Source organism: Paenibacillus sp. EKM212P (genome assembly GCF_011066115.1).
GTDB classification, from domain to species: Bacteria; Bacillota; Bacilli; order Paenibacillales; family Paenibacillaceae; genus Paenibacillus; species Paenibacillus polymyxa_B.
Map to the genome: position 1 here is coordinate 54792 of NZ_JAAMNR010000006.1, position 23367 is coordinate 78158.

Annotated in this window: 20 protein-coding genes, 1 pseudogene and 1 riboswitch; of the genes and pseudogenes, 16 read left to right on the forward strand and 5 right to left on the reverse strand. The window is 46.7% G+C overall.

Features of this window, described 5'->3' with window-relative positions; translation table 11 throughout:
* Positions 1-153: 153 nt before the first annotated feature.
* Positions 154-1137, reverse strand: coding sequence for a metal-dependent hydrolase (locus tag G9G54_RS17875; protein ID WP_165179069.1), 984 nt, complete (start codon positions 1135-1137; stop codon positions 154-156).
* Between the two features lie 203 nt (positions 1138-1340).
* On the opposite strand from G9G54_RS17875, the gene cyoE reads away from it, so the two are divergent.
* Complete coding sequence (gene cyoE / locus G9G54_RS17880) at positions 1341-2285, forward strand: heme o synthase (protein ID WP_013311855.1); 945 nt, start codon at positions 1341-1343, stop codon at positions 2283-2285.
* Between the two features lie 89 nt (positions 2286-2374).
* Here cyoE and G9G54_RS17885 read toward each other — a convergent pair whose 3' ends face one another.
* From G9G54_RS17885 to G9G54_RS17890, 3 genes and pseudogenes are all read right to left on the reverse strand, one after another.
* Positions 2375-2719, reverse strand: a complete 345-nt coding sequence (locus G9G54_RS17885; protein ID WP_165179070.1) for a toprim domain-containing protein — start codon at positions 2717-2719, stop codon at positions 2375-2377.
* A gap of 166 nt (positions 2720-2885) precedes the next feature.
* Positions 2886-2954, reverse strand: a pseudogene (locus tag G9G54_RS25785) (YjcZ family sporulation protein); the annotation flags it as partial.
* Between the two features lie 184 nt (positions 2955-3138).
* Positions 3139-4311 (reverse strand): MFS transporter, encoded by a 1173-nt coding sequence (locus G9G54_RS17890; RefSeq protein WP_165179071.1) that lies wholly within the window; start codon positions 4309-4311, stop codon positions 3139-3141.
* A 223-nt stretch (positions 4312-4534) separates the two neighbouring features.
* Here G9G54_RS17890 and G9G54_RS17895 point away from each other — a divergent pair, with 223 nt between their 5' ends.
* The 7 genes from G9G54_RS17895 (at position 4535) to G9G54_RS17925 (ending at position 13680) form a co-directional block, all read left to right on the forward strand.
* On the forward strand, positions 4535-5017 hold the full coding sequence (locus G9G54_RS17895) for a hypothetical protein (RefSeq protein WP_061829855.1): 483 nt from the start codon (positions 4535-4537) through the stop codon (positions 5015-5017).
* A gap of 16 nt (positions 5018-5033) precedes the next feature.
* The gene (locus G9G54_RS17900; RefSeq protein ID WP_028541422.1) at positions 5034-6185 is read left to right on the forward strand and encodes a transglutaminase domain-containing protein; all 1152 of its coding nucleotides are present in this window, start codon (positions 5034-5036) and stop codon (positions 6183-6185) included.
* 20 nt (positions 6186-6205) lie between these two features.
* Positions 6206-8287, forward strand: coding sequence for a peptidoglycan D,D-transpeptidase FtsI family protein (locus tag G9G54_RS17905; protein ID WP_165179072.1), 2082 nt, complete (start codon positions 6206-6208; stop codon positions 8285-8287).
* A gap of 178 nt (positions 8288-8465) precedes the next feature.
* The gene (locus G9G54_RS17910) at positions 8466-10544 is read left to right on the forward strand and encodes a peptidoglycan D,D-transpeptidase FtsI family protein (RefSeq protein ID WP_165179073.1); all 2079 of its coding nucleotides are present in this window, start codon (positions 8466-8468) and stop codon (positions 10542-10544) included.
* Between the two features lie 82 nt (positions 10545-10626).
* Positions 10627-11376, forward strand: coding sequence for a Cof-type HAD-IIB family hydrolase (locus tag G9G54_RS17915; RefSeq protein WP_061829851.1), 750 nt, complete (start codon positions 10627-10629; stop codon positions 11374-11376).
* 51 nt (positions 11377-11427) lie between these two features.
* Positions 11428-11907 (forward strand): DUF456 domain-containing protein, encoded by a 480-nt coding sequence (locus G9G54_RS17920; protein WP_061829850.1) that lies wholly within the window; start codon positions 11428-11430, stop codon positions 11905-11907.
* A gap of 138 nt (positions 11908-12045) precedes the next feature.
* The gene (locus tag G9G54_RS17925; protein WP_165179074.1) at positions 12046-13680 is read left to right on the forward strand and encodes a putative polysaccharide biosynthesis protein; all 1635 of its coding nucleotides are present in this window, start codon (positions 12046-12048) and stop codon (positions 13678-13680) included.
* Positions 13681-13697: 17 nt separating this feature from the next.
* Here the strand turns inward: G9G54_RS17925 and G9G54_RS17930 are convergent, their stop codons facing one another.
* Entirely contained in the window at positions 13698-14987 is a 1290-nt protein-coding gene (locus tag G9G54_RS17930; RefSeq protein WP_165179075.1) for a DUF2515 family protein, read from the reverse strand.
* A gap of 237 nt (positions 14988-15224) precedes the next feature.
* Here G9G54_RS17930 and G9G54_RS17935 point away from each other — a divergent pair, with 237 nt between their 5' ends.
* The 8 genes from G9G54_RS17935 (at position 15225) to G9G54_RS17970 (ending at position 23300) form a co-directional block, all read left to right on the forward strand.
* Entirely contained in the window at positions 15225-15569 is a 345-nt protein-coding gene (locus G9G54_RS17935; RefSeq protein WP_013311844.1) for a thioredoxin family protein, read from the forward strand.
* 215 nt (positions 15570-15784) lie between these two features.
* Entirely contained in the window at positions 15785-16714 is a 930-nt protein-coding gene (locus G9G54_RS17940; protein ID WP_165179076.1) for a COX15/CtaA family protein, read from the forward strand.
* Between the two features lie 129 nt (positions 16715-16843).
* On the forward strand, positions 16844-18610 hold the full coding sequence (locus tag G9G54_RS17945; protein WP_165179077.1) for a UbiD family decarboxylase: 1767 nt from the start codon (positions 16844-16846) through the stop codon (positions 18608-18610).
* 51 nt (positions 18611-18661) lie between these two features.
* Positions 18662-19387, forward strand: coding sequence for a Cthe_2314 family HEPN domain-containing protein (locus tag G9G54_RS17950; RefSeq protein ID WP_076159662.1), 726 nt, complete (start codon positions 18662-18664; stop codon positions 19385-19387).
* Between the two features lie 125 nt (positions 19388-19512).
* Positions 19513-19652: riboswitch (SAM riboswitch) on the forward strand.
* A 135-nt stretch (positions 19653-19787) separates the two neighbouring features.
* On the forward strand, positions 19788-20810 hold the full coding sequence (locus G9G54_RS17955; protein WP_053326058.1) for a methionine ABC transporter ATP-binding protein: 1023 nt from the start codon (positions 19788-19790) through the stop codon (positions 20808-20810).
* Positions 20807-21475, forward strand: a complete 669-nt coding sequence (locus tag G9G54_RS17960; protein ID WP_023990182.1) for a methionine ABC transporter permease — start codon at positions 20807-20809, stop codon at positions 21473-21475. The genes G9G54_RS17955 and G9G54_RS17960 overlap by 4 nt, the downstream gene beginning before the upstream one ends.
* A gap of 74 nt (positions 21476-21549) precedes the next feature.
* Positions 21550-22392 carry a MetQ/NlpA family ABC transporter substrate-binding protein gene (locus G9G54_RS17965; protein ID WP_165179078.1) on the forward strand — a complete coding sequence of 281 codons (843 nt, stop codon included), beginning with the start codon at positions 21550-21552 and terminating at the stop codon, positions 22390-22392.
* A gap of 143 nt (positions 22393-22535) precedes the next feature.
* A complete protein-coding gene (locus G9G54_RS17970; protein WP_025723586.1) occupies positions 22536-23300 on the forward strand; it encodes an SDR family oxidoreductase in 765 nt (254 codons plus the stop codon).
* Positions 23301-23367 lie beyond the last annotated feature (67 nt).

The window sequence follows — 23367 nt, forward strand, 5'->3', positions numbered from 1 at the left end:
CATTGTGAATCACGCAAGTCCGCTTCGTCAAGAGGGCGCTTTCATGAGATGTGGTTTTTTGCGCGAATGGCCAAAAAAACAGCAAGCTCCCAGATTAAGGGGGAACTTGCTGTCTCTTGTTCATACGGCTTGTTGTTAGCTTGTAAGCGGATTTTAATTCGTATGCAGGGAAAGGCGTTTTTGCATCTTTTCGTCACTGAGCCATCCAATATAGCTGTTGATCAGTCCGAACTGCTTATCCATCGCGACCACAGCCACGAATGGATATTGTCTCCGGTGTCGATACCTGACGTCTCCCCATCGCACAATATAGCCCCATTCCAGTTCTTCTACCTCGGCAACGGCAAAGGAGGAAAAATAGCGAAATGCCTGCACATCGCGATAGGATTTGGATGCTTCTACGGCTGGATGTGTGGATGGAATCGCATGTTTCGTCCAAAATAAGTGTTTGCCATTTAATCCGCCAATGTCATAACTTCCATTCTGATGAGCTTTTACCACATGCCACCGGTTCCATGATACGGTGGGAATGATATAATAGATGTCGCCCTCCTGACGCTCATTGTCCATATTACGTACCGCTTTTCTGGTTAGAAAATGACTCCAGGTTCGCCAAATGTAATATAGGCCAATAATAACGTACAGCGTAATAAATAAGGGAGCAGGTGGAATCAATCCGGTAATCCACAGCATAATCGCAGCAACATGGGTGCCAAAAATAAAGGGATCGAAAATATGGATGATATTCCAAGATATCCACTTGTTTGTAAACGGCCGGAATGCCTGTGTTCCGTACGTATTAAATAAATCTGTGAATACATGCAGGCAGACAGCAATCGTTACCCATAATGCTACATGACCTGGGGGCACATCTCTGAAGATCAGGCAAATCAGTCCTGTTATGGACAAGATCCATATCAACCAGAACGGAATTGAGTGCGACAGTCCACGGTGATTGCGAATGTAGGCTGCATTATTTTTCAACCGAAGCAAAGTGTCAAAATCCGGAGCTTGTGACCCTACGACTGTAGCGAGCAGTACGACTGCGGCCAACTTTGGATCTCCGGCGACAACAGGATCAGTGTAGGCCAGCCCGGCCAATCCGATTCCCATGACAAAGTGTGTGGCTGTATCCATATCTGTCGCTCCTTTTGTATTGTTTCCTGTACTTATTACTACCCAAATTTACTGTAAACGATCAGCAGGGGCGATTTGCCATCGGAATTGTGAACGTTTTGTGCGTTTTCTGTCAAACTTTTTGGGGTAGGTATATGATAAAATTTATATCGGAGTTCAACTTACTCCCGAATTCATACATCTCTAAGGGGGAGTTACTCACAATGGATAATATAAGTTATAAGACTTCTTCGGATGCGGCTACCTATTCTGTAAAATCTAAACCACCCGGTAAAGCGGGCACTTGGAAAGATTTTATTACAGTTACCAAGCCAGGCATCCTTCGTACCAATCTGGTTGCAGCCTTTGGTGGTTTTTGGTTAGCATCGCAATGGGACGTTGACTATATAAAGCTAATTCTTACACTTTTAGGTACAATGCTAGTTATGGCGTCTTCTTGTGTTTTTAACAACTATTTTGACCGTGAGCTGGATTTGAAAATGGAGCGTACACGTAATCGCTCACTGCCAACAGGGCGTCTGACCCCTACAACGGTGTTGTCATACGCTATTATTTTGGGTGTTGTCGGGTTAGCTGTTCTATTCTTCTTCTCTGGTGTAAAGGCAGGATTACTGGGATTACTTGGTATGTTCGTCTACGTCGGTATTTATACACTTTGGTTAAAACGTTCGTCTACATGGAGCACATCCATCGGCGGTATTTCTGGTGCAATGCCTCCTGTGATTGGTTATGTGGCCGCTTCGGGTCGTATTGATATGGGCGCTTGGCTCTTATTCGCTCTCCTGTTCTTATGGCAGCCGCCTCACTTTTGGGCACTTGCTATTCGCAGAGTTGAGGAATATCGCGCAGCAGGATTTCCGTTGTTGCCAGTCGTAAAAGGTATTCATCGGACCAAGATCCAGATGATTCCTTATATTGTATTGCTAATTCCGGTACCCATCCTTATGTATGCTTATGGATATGCCGGTATGATTTTTATGATCGTGTCCGTGTTACTGTCCGTGCTGTGGGCATTCTATGCCTTTAAAGGTTTTACGATTAAGGAAGAAGAAACAGATTCCTGGGCCAAAAAAGTATTTTTCTTTTCCATTAACCATCTGACACTCAGCTTCTTGCTGATGATCGTCGATACGGTTCATAAGTTCTAATGTCATTTAGAGGCATTTTATAGTGCACCATATAGCTGTCCAACAGGCATGAAAGCAGCCTGAGGACAGCTTTTTTGTTATTTTCAAGACTAAAGAACAGGTGGCGGGTATATAATGTATTCTTCCAACCCTGCTTTTTCCAATTGAGCGATCAGATATTCGTCTGGAGTGCCTTCTACGCCAGCGTATCCTTTGCGGGTATACATATGGCAGGCATCCGGAAAAGAGTCTGCAAGCACACCCCTTATTTTCTTCCCTGAGCTGTCATTGTCCATAAATAAATATATTTCGTCGTGCTTGGCCCGCTTGTGGAGGGATTCCAGTTTTATAGAGTTGAGTGTACCGAAGGTGCATAAAATGTGAACCTCCGGGTCAAGTAATCGGCGAAGTTTGCTGCGGTCATTTTTCCCTTCAACAATCACGGTTATCGCCATTTAAGCTCACCCCTTGTCTGATACATATGCTCGAAATTCCCCGGGAAATGAAGAATATGTGTATAGTGTAGCTCCAAATAGGGTTCTCATGCAAAAAATAACAAAACAGCCTGCCAGAAGTGGCAGGCATGGGTACAAGGGGCAACATGTTAGGGCAATTCAGACATTAAAACCAGCAAGTACGGAGAATGATGACGAGCAGAATATAAAGAACAAGAATGGTGCCAGTTGAAGTTCCAAAAACAGGGCAAGGGCTTACAGGATGACAGTGGCTCACAGGCTGCACCTCCCTTTGTTAGTGAATGTTCAGTCAAAATAGTCTATGTGGATAGGGGTATAGTGTACTGTGCATTTGCCCTCTGAAACGACATTTTGGGCTTTAAAGGTAGCATATTAGCATACCACTGCCCTCAGACTAGCTAGGAATGATAAGGTCCTGAGGCAGACAGTGGCGGCGTCGGAGATAATCGCTTAATAGGAACGAATAGCAGGCCAGCTATCAGAATTAGAAATGCGATGAAAAAAGGAGAAATGTGATCGGGTAGCTGACCTGCCAGTACAGGTCCGGCAAAGGAGCCGATAGATGTTGCAATAGACTGTAGTGCAAAGGTTTTGCCCAGTCGCGCACCTCCAATTCGTATGAAAAGGGAAGCCAACGCTGGGAAAATGATGCCTTTGGCTGTTCCCAAAATAAAAAGTATGATACCAATCGCCGCTTCAGGCGTGGTGGCGAGTGCGTAAAAACTTAGAGACATCAAAATAATGCCACAAAGTAGTCGCGCCATTGGTGAATATTTGTTCAGAAACAGCAGGCTGAGCGTACAAAGTGCTCCCAAACTGATGATAGAAAAGAGCAATCCGGTGGACATCATGGACGCAGAACCGTTATTCCGTAATGGAATTTCGTAAAATAAAATGCCTTGTGCACACGCCAAAACAAAAGGCAGGAGCAGGTAACGCCAATTGAATGGTAAGCGCGTCTTCTGTGCCCCGGATAGCGGAGCAGGTGTCGCATGACCATCAGATAATTGGGCCTGTGGAGCAGGTGCTGTTTTAGGCAAGGTGAAATAAGCCATAAGTCCCGTGACTACGAGAATGATGCCAAGGGAACTAAACGTCTCACTAAAGCCGAAACTGGCTACGATAAATGCGCCGGCGGCTGGAGACAGGACAGAGGCGAGCGTGTGAACGACACCATGTCCCGACATATATTTGCCTTGCGTAACTGGATGATCGGACAGCTGTGCCAACATGGCTAGACAGGCCGGAGATAAAAAGGCCAACACAAAACCGCTAATCGCACGAAGAAAAAGTAATTCCCACGGTGTGTGGATGTACGATTGAATGATAAGGATGATGCCTGCGGCTGTGAGGCTGAACATAATATATCGGCGGCTACCGTGTTTGTCGACCTTGGGGCCAGCCATCAAATTACCAGGCAGATGAGTTAGAGAGTAAATCCCCATCATCCAGCCAATAAAAGTAGGTGCTGCACCCAGGGAGATAGCGAATGGTGTCAAAATAGGATACTGTGCATGCAGATCGAAAAAAGCAATGAATAAAAAGAGATACAGCCAGAGGGCTGTTTTCATGGGATGACCCCCTTCCCTAATGTAAACTTTCATGTTGCACCACGTATTGGCCCTTCCTAAGTTGTACGCTGGAGTGGACGAACATAGACCACTTTGTATGGACAAGAATTGAATAACAAGGTATGTAAAAGAGCTAAGCTGACAGGGCATCACGTAATCATGTATAATTACAGAGACAATTTTGTGATTTGAATGATGTAGTTGAAAACGGGAGTGTAGCGAAATGGATAAGGGCGTCTGGACAGAGTTTTTGGAACATAATTGGCAGATCGTTCAGGATAACTGGCTGTATATATTAATTGGGCTTGTCCTACTGTTAGTCATATTAAAGATTGTAAGAACTCTCGTAAAATGGCTGATTGTCATTGTCGTAATTGCAGGCTTGCTTATCTACAGTGGCATTTCCTTTGAACAGGTCGGCAAGGTCGTTACTCAGGCAAAGGATGATGCGATTAACAAGGTTCAGAGCGAGGCTTTGAACATGATGATCAAAGAGGGACGGGATGCCCAATACACATCCAACGCGGATGGTACGTTTTCGGTAACCAGTTCCAACCTGGAAGTGAAAGGTCCATTTGATGGTGACAAGGTCAAGGTATGGTTTCAGGGGATGTCGCTGGGCGAGTGGAGTATGGGCGATACCGTCAAGAAATATATCGAAGGTGCGAAAGGCTCGGCTGTAACACAGTCGCCACAGTCGCCGTAGAGACAGGAGGAACACAATGAAACCATCCTGGCTGGAGCCTATTCTTCATTGGAATGGCGTGACGGTGTTTTTGATTGTCATTGTACTGCTGTCGTTGATTCAGGGCTGGAGACGAGGAGCTTCGAGATCTGTAGGGGCGCTGTTCAGTCTCATTGTGGATGGCATACTGACTGTGGCGGGTATTTTGTGCTCGCTCGGGTTAGCCATGTGGCTTTCACCAAAAGTACAACAGTGGTTGGCGGCTTATATGGAACATTTGCCTCAACGAGAACTAAGCGGGATTGAACAATTTTATTATACGTTGGTAGCGGGGTTAGAAGGTTTTCCGCTGCTGCGGTTCGCCGTATTGTTCATGCTCAGTTATGCGATCGCCCAATTTGTACTACGTGCAATTTATGTGTTGATGGTAGGTGGCAAGTCAGATTCTTCTTTCCATGAGCATGAAAAAAAATCAGGCTTTTTCAGCAGGGTAGCAGGGGCTGGAATAGGTACTCTTATCGGTGGAGCACGCGCTATTATGGTTATTGCCCTGCTATTCATCGGCGTAAGTCTGTACCCAGACAGCGGGTTTAGCAGCTACGTACAAGCTTCACCGATTTATAAGCAAGGAGCGCAATCGGTCATTGAGCCGTTATCCGGTACACTGATTAAGGATAAATTGCCCGTATTTACGCAGGCCGTTACCAAGGAATTAAACGGTATCCTGCAGCGAAAATACGAAATGATTGACCGGGAAATTCCGAACGATATCGGTCAGGCTGCGGCCAAGATTACACAGGGGATGAGCGGTGATGAGCAAAAGGCCAGAGCGTTGTATGAATGGGTAGGTACCCGTATTAGCTATGATTTCGGTAAGGTAGAAGCCTATGAGCAGCGTGGTGACTGGCATGAACAGACCCCCAGAGATACGTTTGATACACGTAAAGGAGTCTGCATTGATTATGCCCGCCTGTATGCGATGATGGCTCGGTCGCAGGGACTACAGGTCAAGGTGGTGACAGGGCTTGGTTATAACGGACAGGGAGGATACGGTTCCCATGCATGGAATGAAGTGTATTTGAGCGCGCAGGATCAGTGGGTACCGTTAGACCCGACCTGGGCACAAAGTGGAGACTGGTTTAACCCGCCAGGTTTTGCCCAAACACATATCAAGGATAAAGTGATTTAAGAAGGAGTGGAAAAGGGCACATGAGAAAGATGGACAACGAGCAAGGAAAAGACAACGAGACATCCGACCGAAAAAGATTTAGCTTCCGGATCAATCTGTTCTTTTTCAGCTCGTTCATTATATTTACAGTCATTATTGTAAGATTGGCGATACTTCAATTTGTAGATGGACCTCAGCTCAAGCAGCAGGAGGCCAGTAATGTTACCAAAAACGTACCACTTACGCCGATTCGCGGAACGATTTATGATGCAACCGGGCAGAACAGACTGGCGTATTCTACACCTGTACAATCGCTGTATATCACGCTCTCCAAGAATTATAGTGACAGCTTGGAAGAAAAGCGTAATCCAGATAAAAAGCTGTTGCCTGAGCTGGAAAATATGACGCAAAAGCTGGCAAATCGGTTTGCTCAATATGGTAATAAAGATGAGCCGAAAATGACGGCAGAGCAAATTATGGACGCTATGGACCGAAACTATCAGAGATTTAGCGGTTTTACGCCGCGTCTAATTAAAACCAATCTTAATAAAGATGAAGTTGCCTATTTTATGCAGCATAAGAGTGAGTTCCCGGGCGTAGATGTCGTAGAGGAAACGGTACGTCATTACGATCCAGATACGGTAGCTGTTCAAACGGTTGGCTACATTAAAAGCTATAAAAGTGCGCGTGAAACGTTGGATAAATATAGAAATATTCAAAAATCTATGTCAGCTGAAAATGATCCGGGTCTCATCTATATGGATAACGAATCGGTTGGCTTTGATGGACTGGAATTCCAATATCAGGAACAGTTACGAGGGAAAAATGGCTATAAAACCGTTCCGATAGATCCACGTAATATGCCGGAAGGTGTAGATTCTGTTACTCCTCCGCAAAAAGGAAATAATGTCTATTCCACGATCAACAAAGAAATTCAGGTTAAGACTGAAAATGCCATTATGGATCAATTGAGATGGCTCCATTCACACGCTGTATCTGGCAGGACTCATCCTTATGCGAAAACAGGCTTTGCTGTCGCGATGGAAGTGGATACTGGTAATGTGGTAGCCATGGCGAGCATGCCGGATTATGATGCGAATTACTGGCAAACGGGTACAATTTCCACAGATAAATATAAAGAGATTGAACATGTGTATCAAAACGCCACAATTAAGAACGTTGGCTCTGGCCAATCTGGACAGCACCCTGATTCTACTGTACTTCTCGGATCAACTATTAAACCGCTGTCCGTTCTTATTGGATTGGAAGAAGGACTGTTTACAACAAATACGTACTATCAAGATACAGGAGCGGCTTATTTCGGACGTAACAACTCCTCACGGGTGCGCAACTCATCTGGTCATGTGTACGGTTCAATGGACCCGGCAACCGCTATTCGCCATTCCTCCAATGCCTTTATGGTCGATATGGTTGGCAAACGCTTATATAACAAATACAGCAATAATGCAGCAGAAGACCAAGGTGTGAACGTATGGGACCGTTATATGAAGGAATTTGGATTAGGTGTTTCTACTGGAGTAGACTTGCCCGGTGAGTTCCGGGGTTGGCGGGAGTACACGAGTAAATCAGAGTCAGCGCTTTCCAAATTGGCATATGCATCCTTTGGTCAACAAGGTAAATATACACCTATGCAACTTGCCCAGTACACAACAATGATCGCTACCAAGGGCAAACGGATGGAGCCACATTTGGTCAGTCAAATTAAAGACACTAACGGTAATATAGTCCAAACGATCAAGCCGAAGGTGCTGAATGAAGTGAAATTCCCGGATGCTTACTGGAATGAAGTCATACGCGGGATGGCAACAGATGTTAGCGCATTTAAAGGTTTCCCTTACGACTTTGCTCGCAAAACGGGGACATCGCAGCAAAGTGTAGGAAGAGAATTGAAAGATAATGGAGTATTTATCGCCTTTGCACCACGTCAGAATCCCAAACTTGCAGTAGCGGTTGTTATTCCTGAAGGGGGCTTCGGGGCTTGGAGTGCCGGACCTGTGGCACGCAAAATCTTTGATGCTTACGACGAAGTGTACGGTCTGGACGGTGTTCCAAAGAAAAAGGATGAAACAGCAACCGATCCTAATGCAATCAAACAGCCATAATCCTTTTATACGATGTCATTTCATGAAAGCTTCCCTTAGCCTTTGGGCTGAGGGAAGCTTTTTTATGTTTTTTCTACGTTTTCTTACAAAATTGTCATCTTAGAATTCATCGTTTATTGTTTTAGATATGGTAGGATCAGGGAATATGAAACCTATTGGAAGGAGTAATGCAGCTAATATGGACAGAAGAAGTTTGGATAAAAAGTTTTCATTCAAAAAGAAAAATCATGAAGAGGATGAAGAGTCACGAAAAAAACGGACGGTTTTACGAACCAACCTACTGTTTTTTAGTGCTTTTGTGCTGTTTGCCCTGATCATTACCAGACTAGCTGTATTGCAGTTTGTACAATCGGAGGAGCTGAAGGGCCAGCAGCAATCCGTAAATACAAAAAATGTCCCGTTAGCCCCGAGTCGCGGCACGATTTATGACTCCACAGGTACGGTTAAGCTGGCGTATTCGACTTCAGTACAGTCCTTGTATGTAACTTTATCTAAGGATTATAGCAAACGTACGGAGAAAGATCGCAAGCCAGGGGAAAAGCTGCTCCCTGAGCTTAATGATTTTGCTGCCAAGCTTGCTGCCAAATTAAACGAACTGGGTCGTACCGAAGGAGAGCAGCTTAATGCAGAGGAAATAAAAAAGAAACTGGACCCGGATTATAATCTATATAGGGGATTTACCCCACGTTTGGTCAAATCCGACTTGAGTCGGGAGGAAATCGCTTATTTTCTGGAACATCGGACAGAGTTCCCTGGTGTAGAGGTTGTAGAAGAAAGTGTACGCCATTATGACCCGGATCGGGTGGCGGTACAAACGATTGGATATATGTACAAGTTCAAAGGAGCTCGAACGAACCGGCCCAAATATAAAGAGCTCTATGAAGCTAATTCGGAGGTTTTAAAACCGGCACAGGTGTATTCGGAAAGTGAAACGGTCGGATATGATGGCTTGGAGCTTCAGTACCAGGACGAGCTGAGAGGAAAAAACGGATATAAAACGGTAGAGGTCAATCCTCGCAGCATGCCGGAGGGCATTGAATCCATTACTCCTCCTGAAAAAGGACATCATTTATATTCCACCATCAACAAAGAAATTCAGCAGAAAACCGAACAGGCCATTATGGATCAGCTTCGCTGGCTTCATACTCATGCCGTATCGGGGAAGCTTCATCAAGACGCGACCACTGGCTTCGCTGTAGCGATGGAGGTAGAGACCGGAAATATCGTGGCAATGGCCAGTATGCCGGATTATGACTCTAATGTATGGAAAAGTGGAAGTACCTCACCTTCGGTATATGACGAAATTCAGCACAAAATGGGAAATGGAACCATTAAATCCGTGCCTAGCGGAAAAGTGGGTCCACATCCAGAATCCTCGGTGCTTCTGGGTTCAACCATTAAACCGCTATCCGTGCTGATCGGGCTGAAGGAAAACCTGTTTTCTCCCGGACAAACTTATCTGGATACGGGAAGTGCGTACTACGGCAAAAATCGCTCCAGCCGGGTTGGGAATTCTAGCGGACATGTGTATGGTTCTTTGACACCTAGCAGGGCAATTGAGGTCTCGTCGAATACGTTTATGGTGGATATGATCGGCAAGCCGCTGTATGCCAAATACGGAAGTAATGCAGGGGTGCATCAGGGAATTGATGTATGGGACAAGTATATGAAGGCATTTGGATTAGGCGTACCAACTGAAGTAGATTTGCCGGGCGAGTGGGCAGGCAGACTTGAATATATGAGCAAGCATGAAAGTGCGCTGACACGTTTGGTACAGGCATCCTTTGGTCAGCAGGGAAAATATACAGCAATGCAGTTAGCCCAGTATACAACTGTGCTGGCAACAAAGGGCAAGCGTATGCAGCCTCATTTGGTCAGTAAAATTGTAGATGATCAGGGGAATCTCGTACGTGAGTTTAAGCCGCAGGTGCTGAATGAGGTCGCTTTTTCAGATACGTACTGGAATACAGTGATTCGAGGTATGGCTACAGATGTTAAAGCCTTTAATGGATTCCCTTATGATTATGCCCGTAAAACGGGGACTTCCGAGCAGGTGGTGGGACGTACGGTTAAAGATAACGGGGTGTTCATCGCTTTTGCTCCCCGTCAAAATCCGAAGCTGGCAGTAGCGGTCATCATTCCTGAAGGGGGCTTTGGTGCGACGAGCGCTGGACCGGTTGCGCGTAAAATATTTGATGCGTATGACGAAGTATATGGGCTAGATGGTACTCCTAAAAAGCCTCTGGCAGCAAAGTGAGGACTTGAATTTTTTTGTGGGCTTCTCTTTTTCATGGTAAAATGTCGTTGGACATAAGGGACATACAGGAGGAAGAGAGACTATGGGAGAAAATCAATATAAATACAAACTGCTTGCGCTCGACATGGATGGAACCTTACTGAACGATAATCATGAAATTTCCTTGGAAACGATTAACTGGATTAACAAGGCGATTCAGGAAGGGATTCATGTATGCTTGTCCACTGGACGTGCAGCGATGCATGCTCTGCCCTACGGTCAGCAACTCGGCCTGGAGACGCCAATGGTAACTGTAAACGGCAGTGAGGTGTGGAAATCACCCCACGAGTTGTGGCGCCGTTATTTACTTGATAAGGAGCTCGTTCGTAAGATGCACCAGATTGCCGTAGAAACAGGCTCTTGGTTCTGGGCTTACTCAACGGAGGAATTATATAACAGAGATCGTTGGCCGGATACATTGGACACACAGGAATGGCTCAAATTCGGTTATAATACGGAAAATGACGAAATTCGCCACCAAATTTTACTTAAGCTTCAGGACATGGGGGGACTTGAAATTTCCAATTCCTCGATGACAAATCTGGAAATTAACCCAGCTGGTATATCCAAAGCCAGTGGAATCGCTGAAGTGTGCGACCTGCTTGGCATTACTCTTGAGCAGGTGGTTGCCGTTGGCGACAGTCTGAATGACCTGGCTGTGATTCAAGCGGTTGGGCTGGGCGTAGCCATGGGGAATGCTCAGGATACGGTTAAAGAAGCCGCTGATGTGGTCGTGGCTTCGAACAATGACGACGGCATTGTAGAAGTGATTCGTGATTATGTGCTTGTGTAATACAACGAATGATGCAGCTAGCAGGATGAATGGACGAGAAGGAGGAGGCCCATGGACGTTGTAGGCTGGATTGTTGTTATTGTGCTATTCATTGTGGGCATGGCCGGGGCGGTATATCCCGTATTGCCAGGGGCGCTCGCCATCTATTTTGCATTTTTTGTATACGGCTGGTTTTTCTCGTTTGCTCCATACAATGCATTGTTTTGGATTATACAAACACTAATCGTCGTTGCCCTTTTTGTTGCGGATTATGCTGTGAATGCGTGGGGAGTCAAGCGATTTGGCGGCTCGCGTCTGTCGGCGATCCTCAGCACTGTCGGGATTATTATTGGTCCCTTCGTTATTCCGGCATTTGGTCTGATTTTGGGGCCATTTATCGGCGCTGTGCTGGGTGAGCTAATTGGCAAAGCCCCGCTGGACCGAGCTATTAAAGTGGGCTTTGGCTCTGTATTAGGCCTTTTTACCAGCACCGTGATGAAAGTGATTTTGCAGCTTGCCATGATTATTGTATTCTTGATTTGGGTGTTATGACTCGAGATTCGTTTTCGTTTATTATGATTTGCAGAGACAGAATCGACATGCGGCTCCGCACCGGTGATGGCTCAGGCCATGACAGTTTGTGCGGGGCTTTTGCATGCGTGTGAACAGCAAGAAAGAAGGGAACGCATTTTGTCCAATAAAGAAACATTCCTTAAAGGTACGCTTATTTTAGCCGCTGCCGCCTTGGTGGCCAGAGTGCTTGGTCTGGTACAGCGTGTTCCGTTGGAGCATCTGCTCGGTTCCGTCGGGAACGCCTCGTTTACCATTGCGAACAACGCTTACTTGATGCTGCTCACGGTGGCTACGGCTGGCATTCCAAGCACGTTGAGCAAAATGGTTTCAGAACGTTATGCACTGGATCGGCCTTCGGAAGCGCGACGTGTGTATCGTGCGGCTTTGATATTCGCGGCTGCGGCAGGCATTATCATTACAGCGCTGCTGTATTTTGGAGCGCCTTATTTTGCCGAGCATGTAGCAGGGGTTCCGCAATCTGCTTTGGCCATTCAGGCTTTGGCACCAGCATTACTGCTGTTCCCTGCCATTGCCATGATGCGTGGATACTTCCAAGGGCGCGGTAATATGACCGCAGGCGGTATTTCACAAATTGTGGAGCAGGTTGCACGGGTAGCGACCGCTATTGTACTCGCTTTTATTATTTTGAAGCTAGGTTATGGAGATCGCGAGGTTGCGGCCGGGGCCTCCTTTGGAGGTGTCATGGGAAGTCTTGGCGCTCTGGCGGTCATGTTGTACTACACGGTGAAATTGCGTCGCCAGGATCGCCAGGATCGTCAAGATCAATTCCAAGAGGAAAGCTCCGCGCTACCGATGATGCGCATTTACAAAGATATTTTCAAGCTTTCCATTCCCATTGTATTGTCGTCTCTGACGGTTCCGGCGGTCAACTTTATTGATACGTCGATTGTGGTGAGACTGCTGTCTGGTCAAGTGGGATTGGATCAGGCAACTACTCAGTTGGGTTATCTAGGCTCTCGGGCACAGAGTGTGGCGGGAATTCCGCCGATTTTGGCCATTGCGCTCAGCCAATCGCTTATTCCGATCATTTCAGCAGCATTTGCCCGTAAGGATGAGCAGCATTTACAAAATCAGATGACGCTGGCCCTGCGTATCTCTATTTTGACTGGAATGCCAATTGTGCTGGCTTTATGTGTAACCGCCTATTCTATTAATGGTTTACTGTTTAGCTCGCTTGGAGGCAGTGGTATCATCGCTGTTCTGACACTCGGAACGATATTCCAGATTACGATGATGACTTCTAATTCAATACTGATCGGTATGGGCAAGCCGCGTATTTCAATGGTTAATGTCATGGTTGGTATCGTCGTTAAGTTTGCAGCGAGCTGGCTGCTGGCTGGTTGGCTTGGAATTTACGGGATCATTGCCGCAACCGGATTATGTTTCCTCGTGATCACGTTGCTGAATTTGCGTGTGCTTAAAGGGATCGTCTCCTTTTCCATCATGGGCCGTCGCTGGGCAGGTTTCTTAACCGCAGTCATCGTCTCGGGAGCTATCGGATACGGTGTAAATGAAGCCAGTATCCTGCTGGTGCATCTGATGCCTGCGCGTGTAGCCTTCTTTATCGCGTGCTGCATTGCCGGAGCAGTTGTACTGGTATGCTACTTGTTGTTGCTGGTTGTACTGCGCGTATTGCGCAGGGACGAGCTGGGCAATTACCCACGTATGTTGCAAAAGGTACTACGTCCGTTAATGCGCCTACAGCGTGAGTCCACAGGACAGCGAGGCTAAAAGAGTCCTCCAGTCTATCAGTGGAAAGGTTGCAAGCTGTTATGGGCAACGTGGGCCATTGCTGTTTTTTGGATGCCATGGCGATGCTCGTGGCGCATGGCAAATAACAGCGGTCGCCTTGGTTCGCTGAGATGCCCAAGTGTGGAGCCGTCCTGAAACCAGTCATACCGGGGGATTGGATCATAAGCTGTATCGGACCAGACGGCGTTCAGCTCCGGGCTGTACAGACGTTGTCCTGGCGGTAGCCATTCATGTGCTAAAAGCGTTGCACTTTCATCTGGAGAGTGCAGCGCTTTTTGTTCATTCGGGGTGAACAGTCCGGGCCAATAGTCGCTGCGTGAACCCGTATGCGGCACACTGTTAGCGAATGCTGATACCTGGTCCAGCACCTGCTGATGGCCGAAGAGCATAGCATAGAGACTTTTGCCAAAGCCGATCCGCTCGTCCAAATGGCCGAAACGCTCCATCACTAGTCCAGCAAGTCCACCATTCAGCCCAAGTGGAAATATAACCTGATTAAGCTGGAGCCAGTCATGCAAATAAAAGCCCGGCTTGTGTGTCACAAATTTCTGAAAATACGGATCTTTTACCACACGTCCTTCAATATAGTTTTGTTCATTAATGATGAGCGCAACAGTCAACAGAGAGCTATCCCGCCAAGCCCAGAAGCGTTCCCAAAAGGGCTTCATGAATGGCGAAACGTGAAAATAAGGCAACAAATGAAAGCAACTCCGACCCAAATGGCGGCTGTGCATGTAAAGTTGCAACTGCGGATAAGCGTCCTGAAAAATAAGGGCGTTACAGCGCTCCAGTAGCCGATACAGCCATTCCTTTTCCTGTTCGCCGAACAGGTTGCTAATCAGTCCCCCTTTCAGATCGGTCATATTATAGCCGCCATTACGAGAAACCAGGTGGGCCAGTAATGCCCAGTGTAACTCCGGGTAGCCACGATAGCATTCAAGGTATGCGGCAGTCCGAGTGACGTTACTTCGATTTTCCTTTGCCGTATCGTTCTTGATCCGCTCCAGCAGCTCACAGTCTGTTTCGCATAAGGGCATATTCAGAGAAGAGGGACGCGTAGCGGGTCCGTTCACCAGCATTAACGCTTCAGCTTCATTCATAGCGGCCTGTGCTGTATGATAATCCCACGCTAGTTCACGCAAGGGGTAGCGTAATTTGCGGGATTCGGTCCAAGCCGCCCGTTTGCCCTCCCAAGCTTCCTCTGCAACACGGGGAACGGAACCCAGTAGCTTTAGCCCTCCTTGAAGCTGTCGAGATGCTGTATGGAGCCATTCGGTAAGAGACATGATTAAATAACCTCCTTTCCAATTGCAAGCATCCCCGTATCCTGCCAAGTATGTTGGGTATGCTGCTAGGATGTCGTCGCTTATGTGGATTCTTAAGTATATCTTTAGTATGCCTCAATGAGAGGGCTTCCAATCGGCATGTGAAGCAGAATGGGGGAGTGTGCAAAAGCTTCACTTGGCGTTACAATAGAAAGTGCAATCTTTTCAGCATATAAAGAATTTAAGGAGGAATCATCCATGCAAAAAATCGTCTCTCATGAAGACTTTAATAAGGCAATATCTACTTCCGGCGTAACGGTGGCTGTATTTAAGGCGGACTGGTGTGGGGATTGTCATTTCATTGATCCGTTCATGCCTGATGTGGAACAACAATATGCAGATAAGCTTACATTAATTGAGATTGATGTAGAACAGGCCGAAAGCGTCAGTCAAGAGCAGAATGTATTGGGTATTCCTAGCTTTATCGCTTACAGTGAAGGCAGAGAACTGGTACGTCTGGTGAACAGACTGCGCAAATCCCGCGAGGAGATTGAGCAATTTTTGGATCGGGCTGTTGAAGTCCATGCGAGCTTGGCAAAATAATGAATGCTGTACATGCATGAAGGTTACAAAGTGAATTTTAAACATCAAGACATTCAGAAAGCCGCTTCCTTCTAAGGGGGCGGCTTTCTCACGGACACGTTCACATTTTGTCAACAAAGCTCGTATGTCAAGGAACGATATATCAGTTATAATTACTATAAGTGATCATTTCACAACATATAAAGTGAATAAATATTATATTTGGAAGGATACGGGTGAATTTGAATAACAAAATTAGAATATTAAAATGGCTGGCACTCGTAACATGTATTGTCATGTTTTTGGCTACCTTCGGTGGAGGTGTCGTGACACGGACGGATTCGGGTCTCGGCTGTGGCCGGGAATTCCCGCTGTGCAATGGTAAGCTGGTTCCGGCACATACGATCGCATCCCTTATTGAGTTCTCTCATCGCTCCGTCAGTGCCATGGCCGGGATTCTTTCTATCGCCTCATTTGTTGGCTTTTTGCTGTTTATGAAGCATCGGAAGGATTTACAGCTATTCTCGCTGCTCACGCTCTTGTTTGTCATCATACAAGGTGCCATGGGGGCGTTGGCTGTAATTTTCTCCCAATCGGCTGCTGTCATGGGACTGCATTTTGGCTTTGCGCTTATCGCCTTTGCCAGTGCAACTATGATGACGCTGGGGGCCTGGCAGGAGCACGCGGACTCACGCCACACTCCGCGTCTGATTCCTGGGCGTGTCAGTCGGGGCTATCGCAACTTTATATGGCTATCGACGATCTATACCTATATTGCTGTCTATTCAGGGGCGTTGCTTAGTCACTCGGTCATCCAGAAGGTTGTAAATATTGGGGGCTTCATATCTCCACTGCTGCTTCATCAGATTTCAGCCGGTCTGCTGTTCGTCATTATCTTGGCTGTGGGTCACTACTCATACCGTTATCACCCGAATCACCGAGATATTCGTATATTGGGTGTCGTATCGGTCTTGTTAATTTTGCTTCAAGTGGTGATTGGAATTATCTTGTTGTACGTCAATAGACCTGAAATCTACATGTTTATCGTGCTGGGACATATGCTGGTGATTGCATCGTTGTTCTCCATTTTGGCTTATCTGAGCTATCGTGTATGGCAATTGTCACCGGATCGCAAGCTTGTTCCGACCCAAGCACAACGTACCTAAGCATTTCATAGATCATAGTGAAGCGGATTTTTGCCCAAGAGGCGTTTAAACACGTATAATAGCATATAAGAAACAAACCAGGCCCACGAGTTTCTCGAGGGCTTGATTTGCTTAGGAGGAGTCGTCCAGTTGATCTACCAGAATTTGCGCCAATTTATTGAAGCGTTGCGTAAAGAAAATCATCTTAAAATTATAGAGGCACCTGTCGATCCTTACTTGGAGCTGGCTGAGATTCATCGAAGAGTCATTGAGGAAGAAGGGCCGGCACTGCTGTTCACGAATGTAAAAGGAACCCCGTTTCCTGTAGCCAGTAATCTGTTTGGCACAAATCGCCGTGTGGATATGGCTTTTGGCCCGCGACCAGAGCAACTGATGGATGCGATTGTCGGAGCCACCAAAACATTGTTTCCACCTACACCCAAAGCATTGTGGAATGAACGTGGCCTGATTAAGGACATGCTAAAAGTAGGGCTAAAAACAGTATCTCATAGCGAGGCCCCTGTATTGGGAGTTCGCCGTACAGAGGCTCCGCTGGCACCACTGCCTAAAGTGACCAGTTGGCATGAGGACGGGGGGCCGTTTATTACGCTTCCACTTGTGTATACCGAGAAGCCAGGTCAGTCTAAGGATCATAATCTGGGGATGTACCGCATTCAGATTTATGATGATCAGACAACGGGCATTCACTGGCAAATTCATAAAGGCGGCGGTTTCCATTATCATGAAGCGGAGCTGCGTAATGAGCCATTGCCTACGACGATTATCATTGGTGGCCCGCCTGCTCTGATTGCGTCTGCCATTGCTCCAGCACCGGAAAACTTGCCTGAGCTGTTGCTGGCTTCGCTTATTATGGGAGGCAAGCTGCCCATGACAGAAGATCCGCTTGGGGGTCACCGGATTCCAGCAGAAGCAGAATTTGCAATCAGCGGTTATGTGCCGCCTCATGAACGCCGTCCGGAAGGCCCGTTTGGCGATCATTTTGGATATTATTCATTACAGCATGATTTTCCTGTATTTCATGTCAAACATATGCATCACCGCAAGGATGCCATTTATCCGGCAACCATTGTAGGTAAGCCTCGGCAAGAAGACTACTATCTCGGTGAGTTTTTGCAACGTCTGCTGTCGCCTGCCTATCCGCTTGTGATGCCTTCCGTCAAGTCCCTGTGGGCGTATGCGGAAACGGGCGTACATGCGCTGGCAGCGGCAGTCGTACGTGAAAGCTACTCCCGTGAAGCGCTTGTATCCGGTTTTACCATTTTGGGTCAAGGTCAATTGTCATTGACCAAGTTCCTGATGCTGACAGATCGAGTCATTGATTTATCTGACTTTAACCTGCTGCTAGAAACCATTCTGGAGCGATTTAATCCAGCAAGGGATTTATTTATTTTCAATCACACGTCACACGATACACTCGATTACACAGGCCGCAAGCTGAATCATGGCAGTAAGGCGATTCTGATGGGGATAGGTGAGCCTGTGCGTGAATTGCCTCGTGCTTATGAGGGAGGCGATCTGCCGGGAATTCGTGAAATTGAGCCCTATTGCGGAGGTTGCCTTGTCGTATCGGGTGCGTCCTTTGAGCAGGAGCCTGAGCTGGCGGCACGTGTTTTGGAGCGATTAGCAGCGGGTGAGCAAGAGTGGCCGCTCGTCTTCATTGTAGACGATGCCAAAGAAGTCGTTCGCTCTCAAGCCTCGTTCCTGTGGACGGTATTCACACGCTTTAACCCGGCTACGGATATGTACGCGGACAGCGAAGTGCGTTTGCATCATCTGAACTATAAGCTGCCGATTGTAGTGGATGCGCGTATGAAGCCAGGGTATCCAGATGAGGTGTTACCGCGTGAGGATATTGTTAAGCTTGTAGATCAACGATGGACAAGTTATTTCGCTTGACGCCCTAATTAAACCTACAGCCGGATTTTACATTTATAAGGAGGCGTAAGCATGATACGCAAGCTACTGGGTGAGCCACCACGTGTGAACAAAGGCATCCTGCTAGATGCCATGAATAGCATGTCAGCTATGTTGAACCTGCTGGAGCGGCAAATTCAGGCTGGTGGAGATCCGACCCACGATTTTCGGAAGGCGGATATTTTAACACGCGGTCTAATGTCATCTCTGGATGAACTGGAGCAGAGCCATCATGCTTCCGCCTTTTTCCGTATGAAAGTGAAAGCCGGATATGCTGAAGATATGAGTGAGGATGAAAAATCCGATTATGCGTTATATGTTTTCTTTTATAAAGATGGGTTTGTTCGGGTTTTCTCTATTTTGGATAAGCTGGGTAACTGGCTAAATGATCTGTATGATTTAAAAACAGGGCAGTATAAGGCGCACTATTCATATTTTACCGTGTTGCGGCAGCTCAAGTATCTCAAAATGCATCCTGTATTGACCGATAATTTAATTGATATCAAGGATACTTACAACGATGCCATCAATCGGCTGCGTAAGCGTCGGAATACGGAGATACACTATATGAATACGGAAATGCAGGATGATCTCTGGCAACGACACCGAGCTTTGTATGGAAAAATCCAACTGGAGGACCTCGATCACCATTTGGAAGATTTGCAGCAGGGCTTGGAAATGGTATGTCGGTCGCTGTCAAACGCCTTTACTTATACTGCGAAACAATGGGAGAATCGGGCAGTACGCCCAAAAATATGATAGAAAATATCCTTTGACAAAGCAATGTAAACTATCTATACTGAAACCTAGTTTCAGAAAAATGCTTGAATTATGTTTTTTTATATAAACTTAACGGACAGCTAAAGCTGGAGTTTAACATATTTTTCTTATCCAGAGAGGTGGAGGGACTGGCCCGATGAAGCCCGGCAACCCGTTCTTTCCCGGTGTAATACACTGGGAGGGAACATGATGGTGCTAATTCCTACAAAACCGCTAGAGTTATAGCGATTTTGGCAGATGAGAAAAGGTTCGCAAGGTGGGGCCCTTTTCATTCTGTGAAAGGGGCTCTTTTTTGTATAAATAAATAGCGATTTTATACAATTCTGAGAGATGACAACTGGTTAAAGGGTAAGGAAGAAGTGAAGGGGGTCGCAGCACGTTGATAGAGCTTAAGCAGTTAACCAAGCATTATGGCAAAGGCAACCGACGCGTTAATGCGCTATCTGGGTTGAATCTTTCTATAAAGCGTGGAGAAATATTCGGAGTGATTGGTCACTCCGGGGCGGGGAAAAGTACATTGATCCGCTGTATTAATTTATTGGAACGCCCTACTTCAGGTGAAGTATGGGTAGACGGGGTAAACCTCGCTACTGTGAGTCAATCCCAGTTACAGAAGCAACGTCGAAAAATCGGAATGATTTTTCAGCATTTTAATTTGTTATCTTCGGCAACGGTGTATGACAATATTGCATTTCCTTTGCGGTTGGTGAACACTCCCAGGGAAAAGCTGGACATGAAAGTTCGTGAGCTGCTGGAACTGGTGGGTCTGGAAGAACACAGTGGAAAGTATCCGTCACAGCTCTCAGGTGGACAGAAGCAGCGGGTAGGAATTGCACGGGCGCTGGCTAGTGATCCTCATGTATTGCTGTGTGACGAAGCGACTTCTGCGCTTGATCCGCAAACGACGGGGTCTATCCTGAAATTGCTGTTGGATATTAATCAGCGCTTTAATTTAACCATCGTGCTGATTACACATGAAATGCATGTCATTCAAAGCATTTGTGATCGAGTTGGCGTCATTCATCAGGGCGACATCGTGGAGCAAGGCCCAGTGGCGGAAGTATTTTTGAAGCCACAGCACCAGGTAACAAAGGACTTTATCCAACGGGAGTCAGAACATCCCGAGGAGTTGCAAGCAGCGATTGCGGCAGCAGGTGGCGGCGAGTCGGCGCAGGTGGTACGTATCTCCTTCTTGGGCAGTAAAACATATGATGCGATTCTATCGCGTACGGCTCGAAGCACTGGTGTTGATTTTGCGATCTTGCAGGGAACCATATCTACGATTAAAAATGTACCCTATGGACAGCTGATCGTTCGTTTTGAAGGAAACCATGAAGATATAGAGCATACGCTGCGCGAAGTGTCTGGGCAAGGACTTGATGTGGAGGTGATCGGACAATGAGCGAACTTGATTTTTCACAAGTGAGTTGGGATGAGCTAGGGAATTCTACTCTGGAAACCCTTCAGATGCTCGGAGCATCCGCATTGTTCACCCTCATTATTGGTTTGCCGCTTGGCATATTATTGTTTCTGGCGAGTCGCTCCTCGTTAACTCTGATGAAGGTGATATACATTGTATTATCATTCATCGTTAACATTTTACGTTCCGTACCCTTTATCATTTTGATCGTTGCACTTATTCCTTTTACACGATCGCTGGTAGGTACCTCGACCGGGGTGCTGGGAACCATTCCGCCGTTGGTTATCGGGGCTGCCCCATTCTTCGCACGTCTTGTCGAAACGTCTCTGCGTGAAGTGGACAAGGGTGTCATTGAAGCCGCACAAGCGATGGGTGCCTCGACAGGACAAATTATCCGGCGTGTGCTGTTACGTGAGGCACTTCCGGGTCTGCTCGCTGCATTAACTATTACCGTCGTTACACTCGTATCCTACACGGCAATGTCCGGGATGATCGGGGGCGGTGGACTGGGTACACTGGCTATCAACTACGGCTATTATCGTTATGAAACGGCTGTCATGATCGTTGCGGTCGTGCTGATGGTCGTATTGGTACAATTGCTGCAAATGGCGGGAGATCGTCTCGTGCGGCATTATACTCGAAAATAGGGAAAACATATAGATATCCTTATTAATCAGGACGTCTGCTCCTGAATATTACAAATTATTGGAGGGGTAATAACATGAAGAAATGGGTATTGGCTGTATTAAGCTTGACATTAATTGCGGTGCTGGCGGCTTGCGGTACAAAGAGCACAACATCGGATACAAACAATGCGACCGAAAATACAGGTGGATCACCACGTGAAGTGGAGCTGAAAATTGGAGCTTCTCCTGTGCCGCATGCGGAAATTTTGGAAGCGATCAAGCCTCAGTTGGAAAAAGAAGGGGTTCGTCTCCAAGTCGTTCAGTTTAACGACTATGTACAGCCGAACGTACAATTGTTTGACAAGCAACTGGATGCTAACTTCTTTCAACATGTACCTTACCTGGATGTGATGAACAAAGAGCGCAAAATGGATCTGGTTTCTGTGGGCGCAGTTCATTTGGAGCCATTCGGTATCTACTCCCAAAAATATAAAAAGCTTGATGAAATCCCAGATGGCGCAACTGTAGCCATTCCGAACGATGCGACAAACGGAGGCCGTGCTTTGCTGCTGTTATCAAAGCAAGGTCTGATTAAGTTGAAAGACGAAGGAAACATTGAATCCACGGTGAAAGATATTACAGAGAATCCGAAAAATTTGGAATTCAAGACTTTGGAAGCGGCTATGCTGCCACGTCAGTTGCCTGAAGTAGACATTGCGTTGATCAACACGAACTACGCTCTGGAAGCGAAGCTGAACCCTACGAAGGATGCACTGGCACTGGAAGACAAGGATTCTCCATATGCTAACGTTCTGGTAGCACGTCCTGATAATAAAGATTCCGAAGCGATTCAGAAGTTGCTTAAAGCTTTGCAATCTCCAGAAACTAAAAAATTCATTGAAGATAAATACCAAGGCGCAATTATCCCGGCATTTTAAGCAGGGAACGAGAACGCATTGCACGCAAACCCCAGATTCTCTTGAACAAGAGGACTGGGGTTTCTTTTTGGATGGAGTTGTAGGGGAAGCTTAAATATTTTATACTTGGGGGTGACCGTTCTCTGTGAACAGGAGGAAAATTGTTGAGAGATAAAGTCGCATTCATAACCGGCAGTGCCAAAGGTTTAGGTAAAACGACCGCTTTGCGTCTGGCGGATGAAGGCTGTAATATTGCGCTAAATTATGTGCATAGCCAAGCAGAAGCCGAAGCGCTTAAGCGGGTGATTGAGTCTAAGGGAGTACGCTGCCTGTCTTTACAAGGGGATATCTCTGTTCAGGAAGATATCACGAGGCTGATTGGTGAAGTACAGGATCGGCTGGGTGGAGTCGATATTATGGTGAACAATGCCGGACCGTTCATCCGGGAACGCCGTCTGTTTGCGGATTACAGTGTAGCTGAGATTCATGCCATGATACAAGGAAATCTGGTTGGTACCATGCTGCTGGATCATTTGGTATTGCCTCACATGCGTAGCCAGCAATGGGGACGTATTATTCATTTTGGCTTTGGTCATGCTGGAGAAGCGAGGGCTTGGCCGCATCGCGCCGTCTACGCAGCCGCCAAGGTGGGGCTGGTGTCTTTTACGAAGTCATTGGCTGTGGAGGAAGCTCCTTATGGCATTACGGTCAATATGATCTGTCCAGGGGATATCCGAGGAGCAAATAAGGAAATGTCAATCGCCGATGTCATCGGCATGCAGGATAAAGAGACACCGCGTGGACGTCCGGGGAGCGGAGAGGACATTGCACGAGTGATCGCCTATTTATGTGAGGAGCATTCGGATTTTATAACAGGCAATATTATGGATGTATCGGGAGGTTTAGATCCCATTCGGCCAACCATATAAGCTTAAGTGATCCTTCAGACGCTGTAATACAAAAAAGAGTCTTGAGCTTCGTTACCGAAGTCAAGAC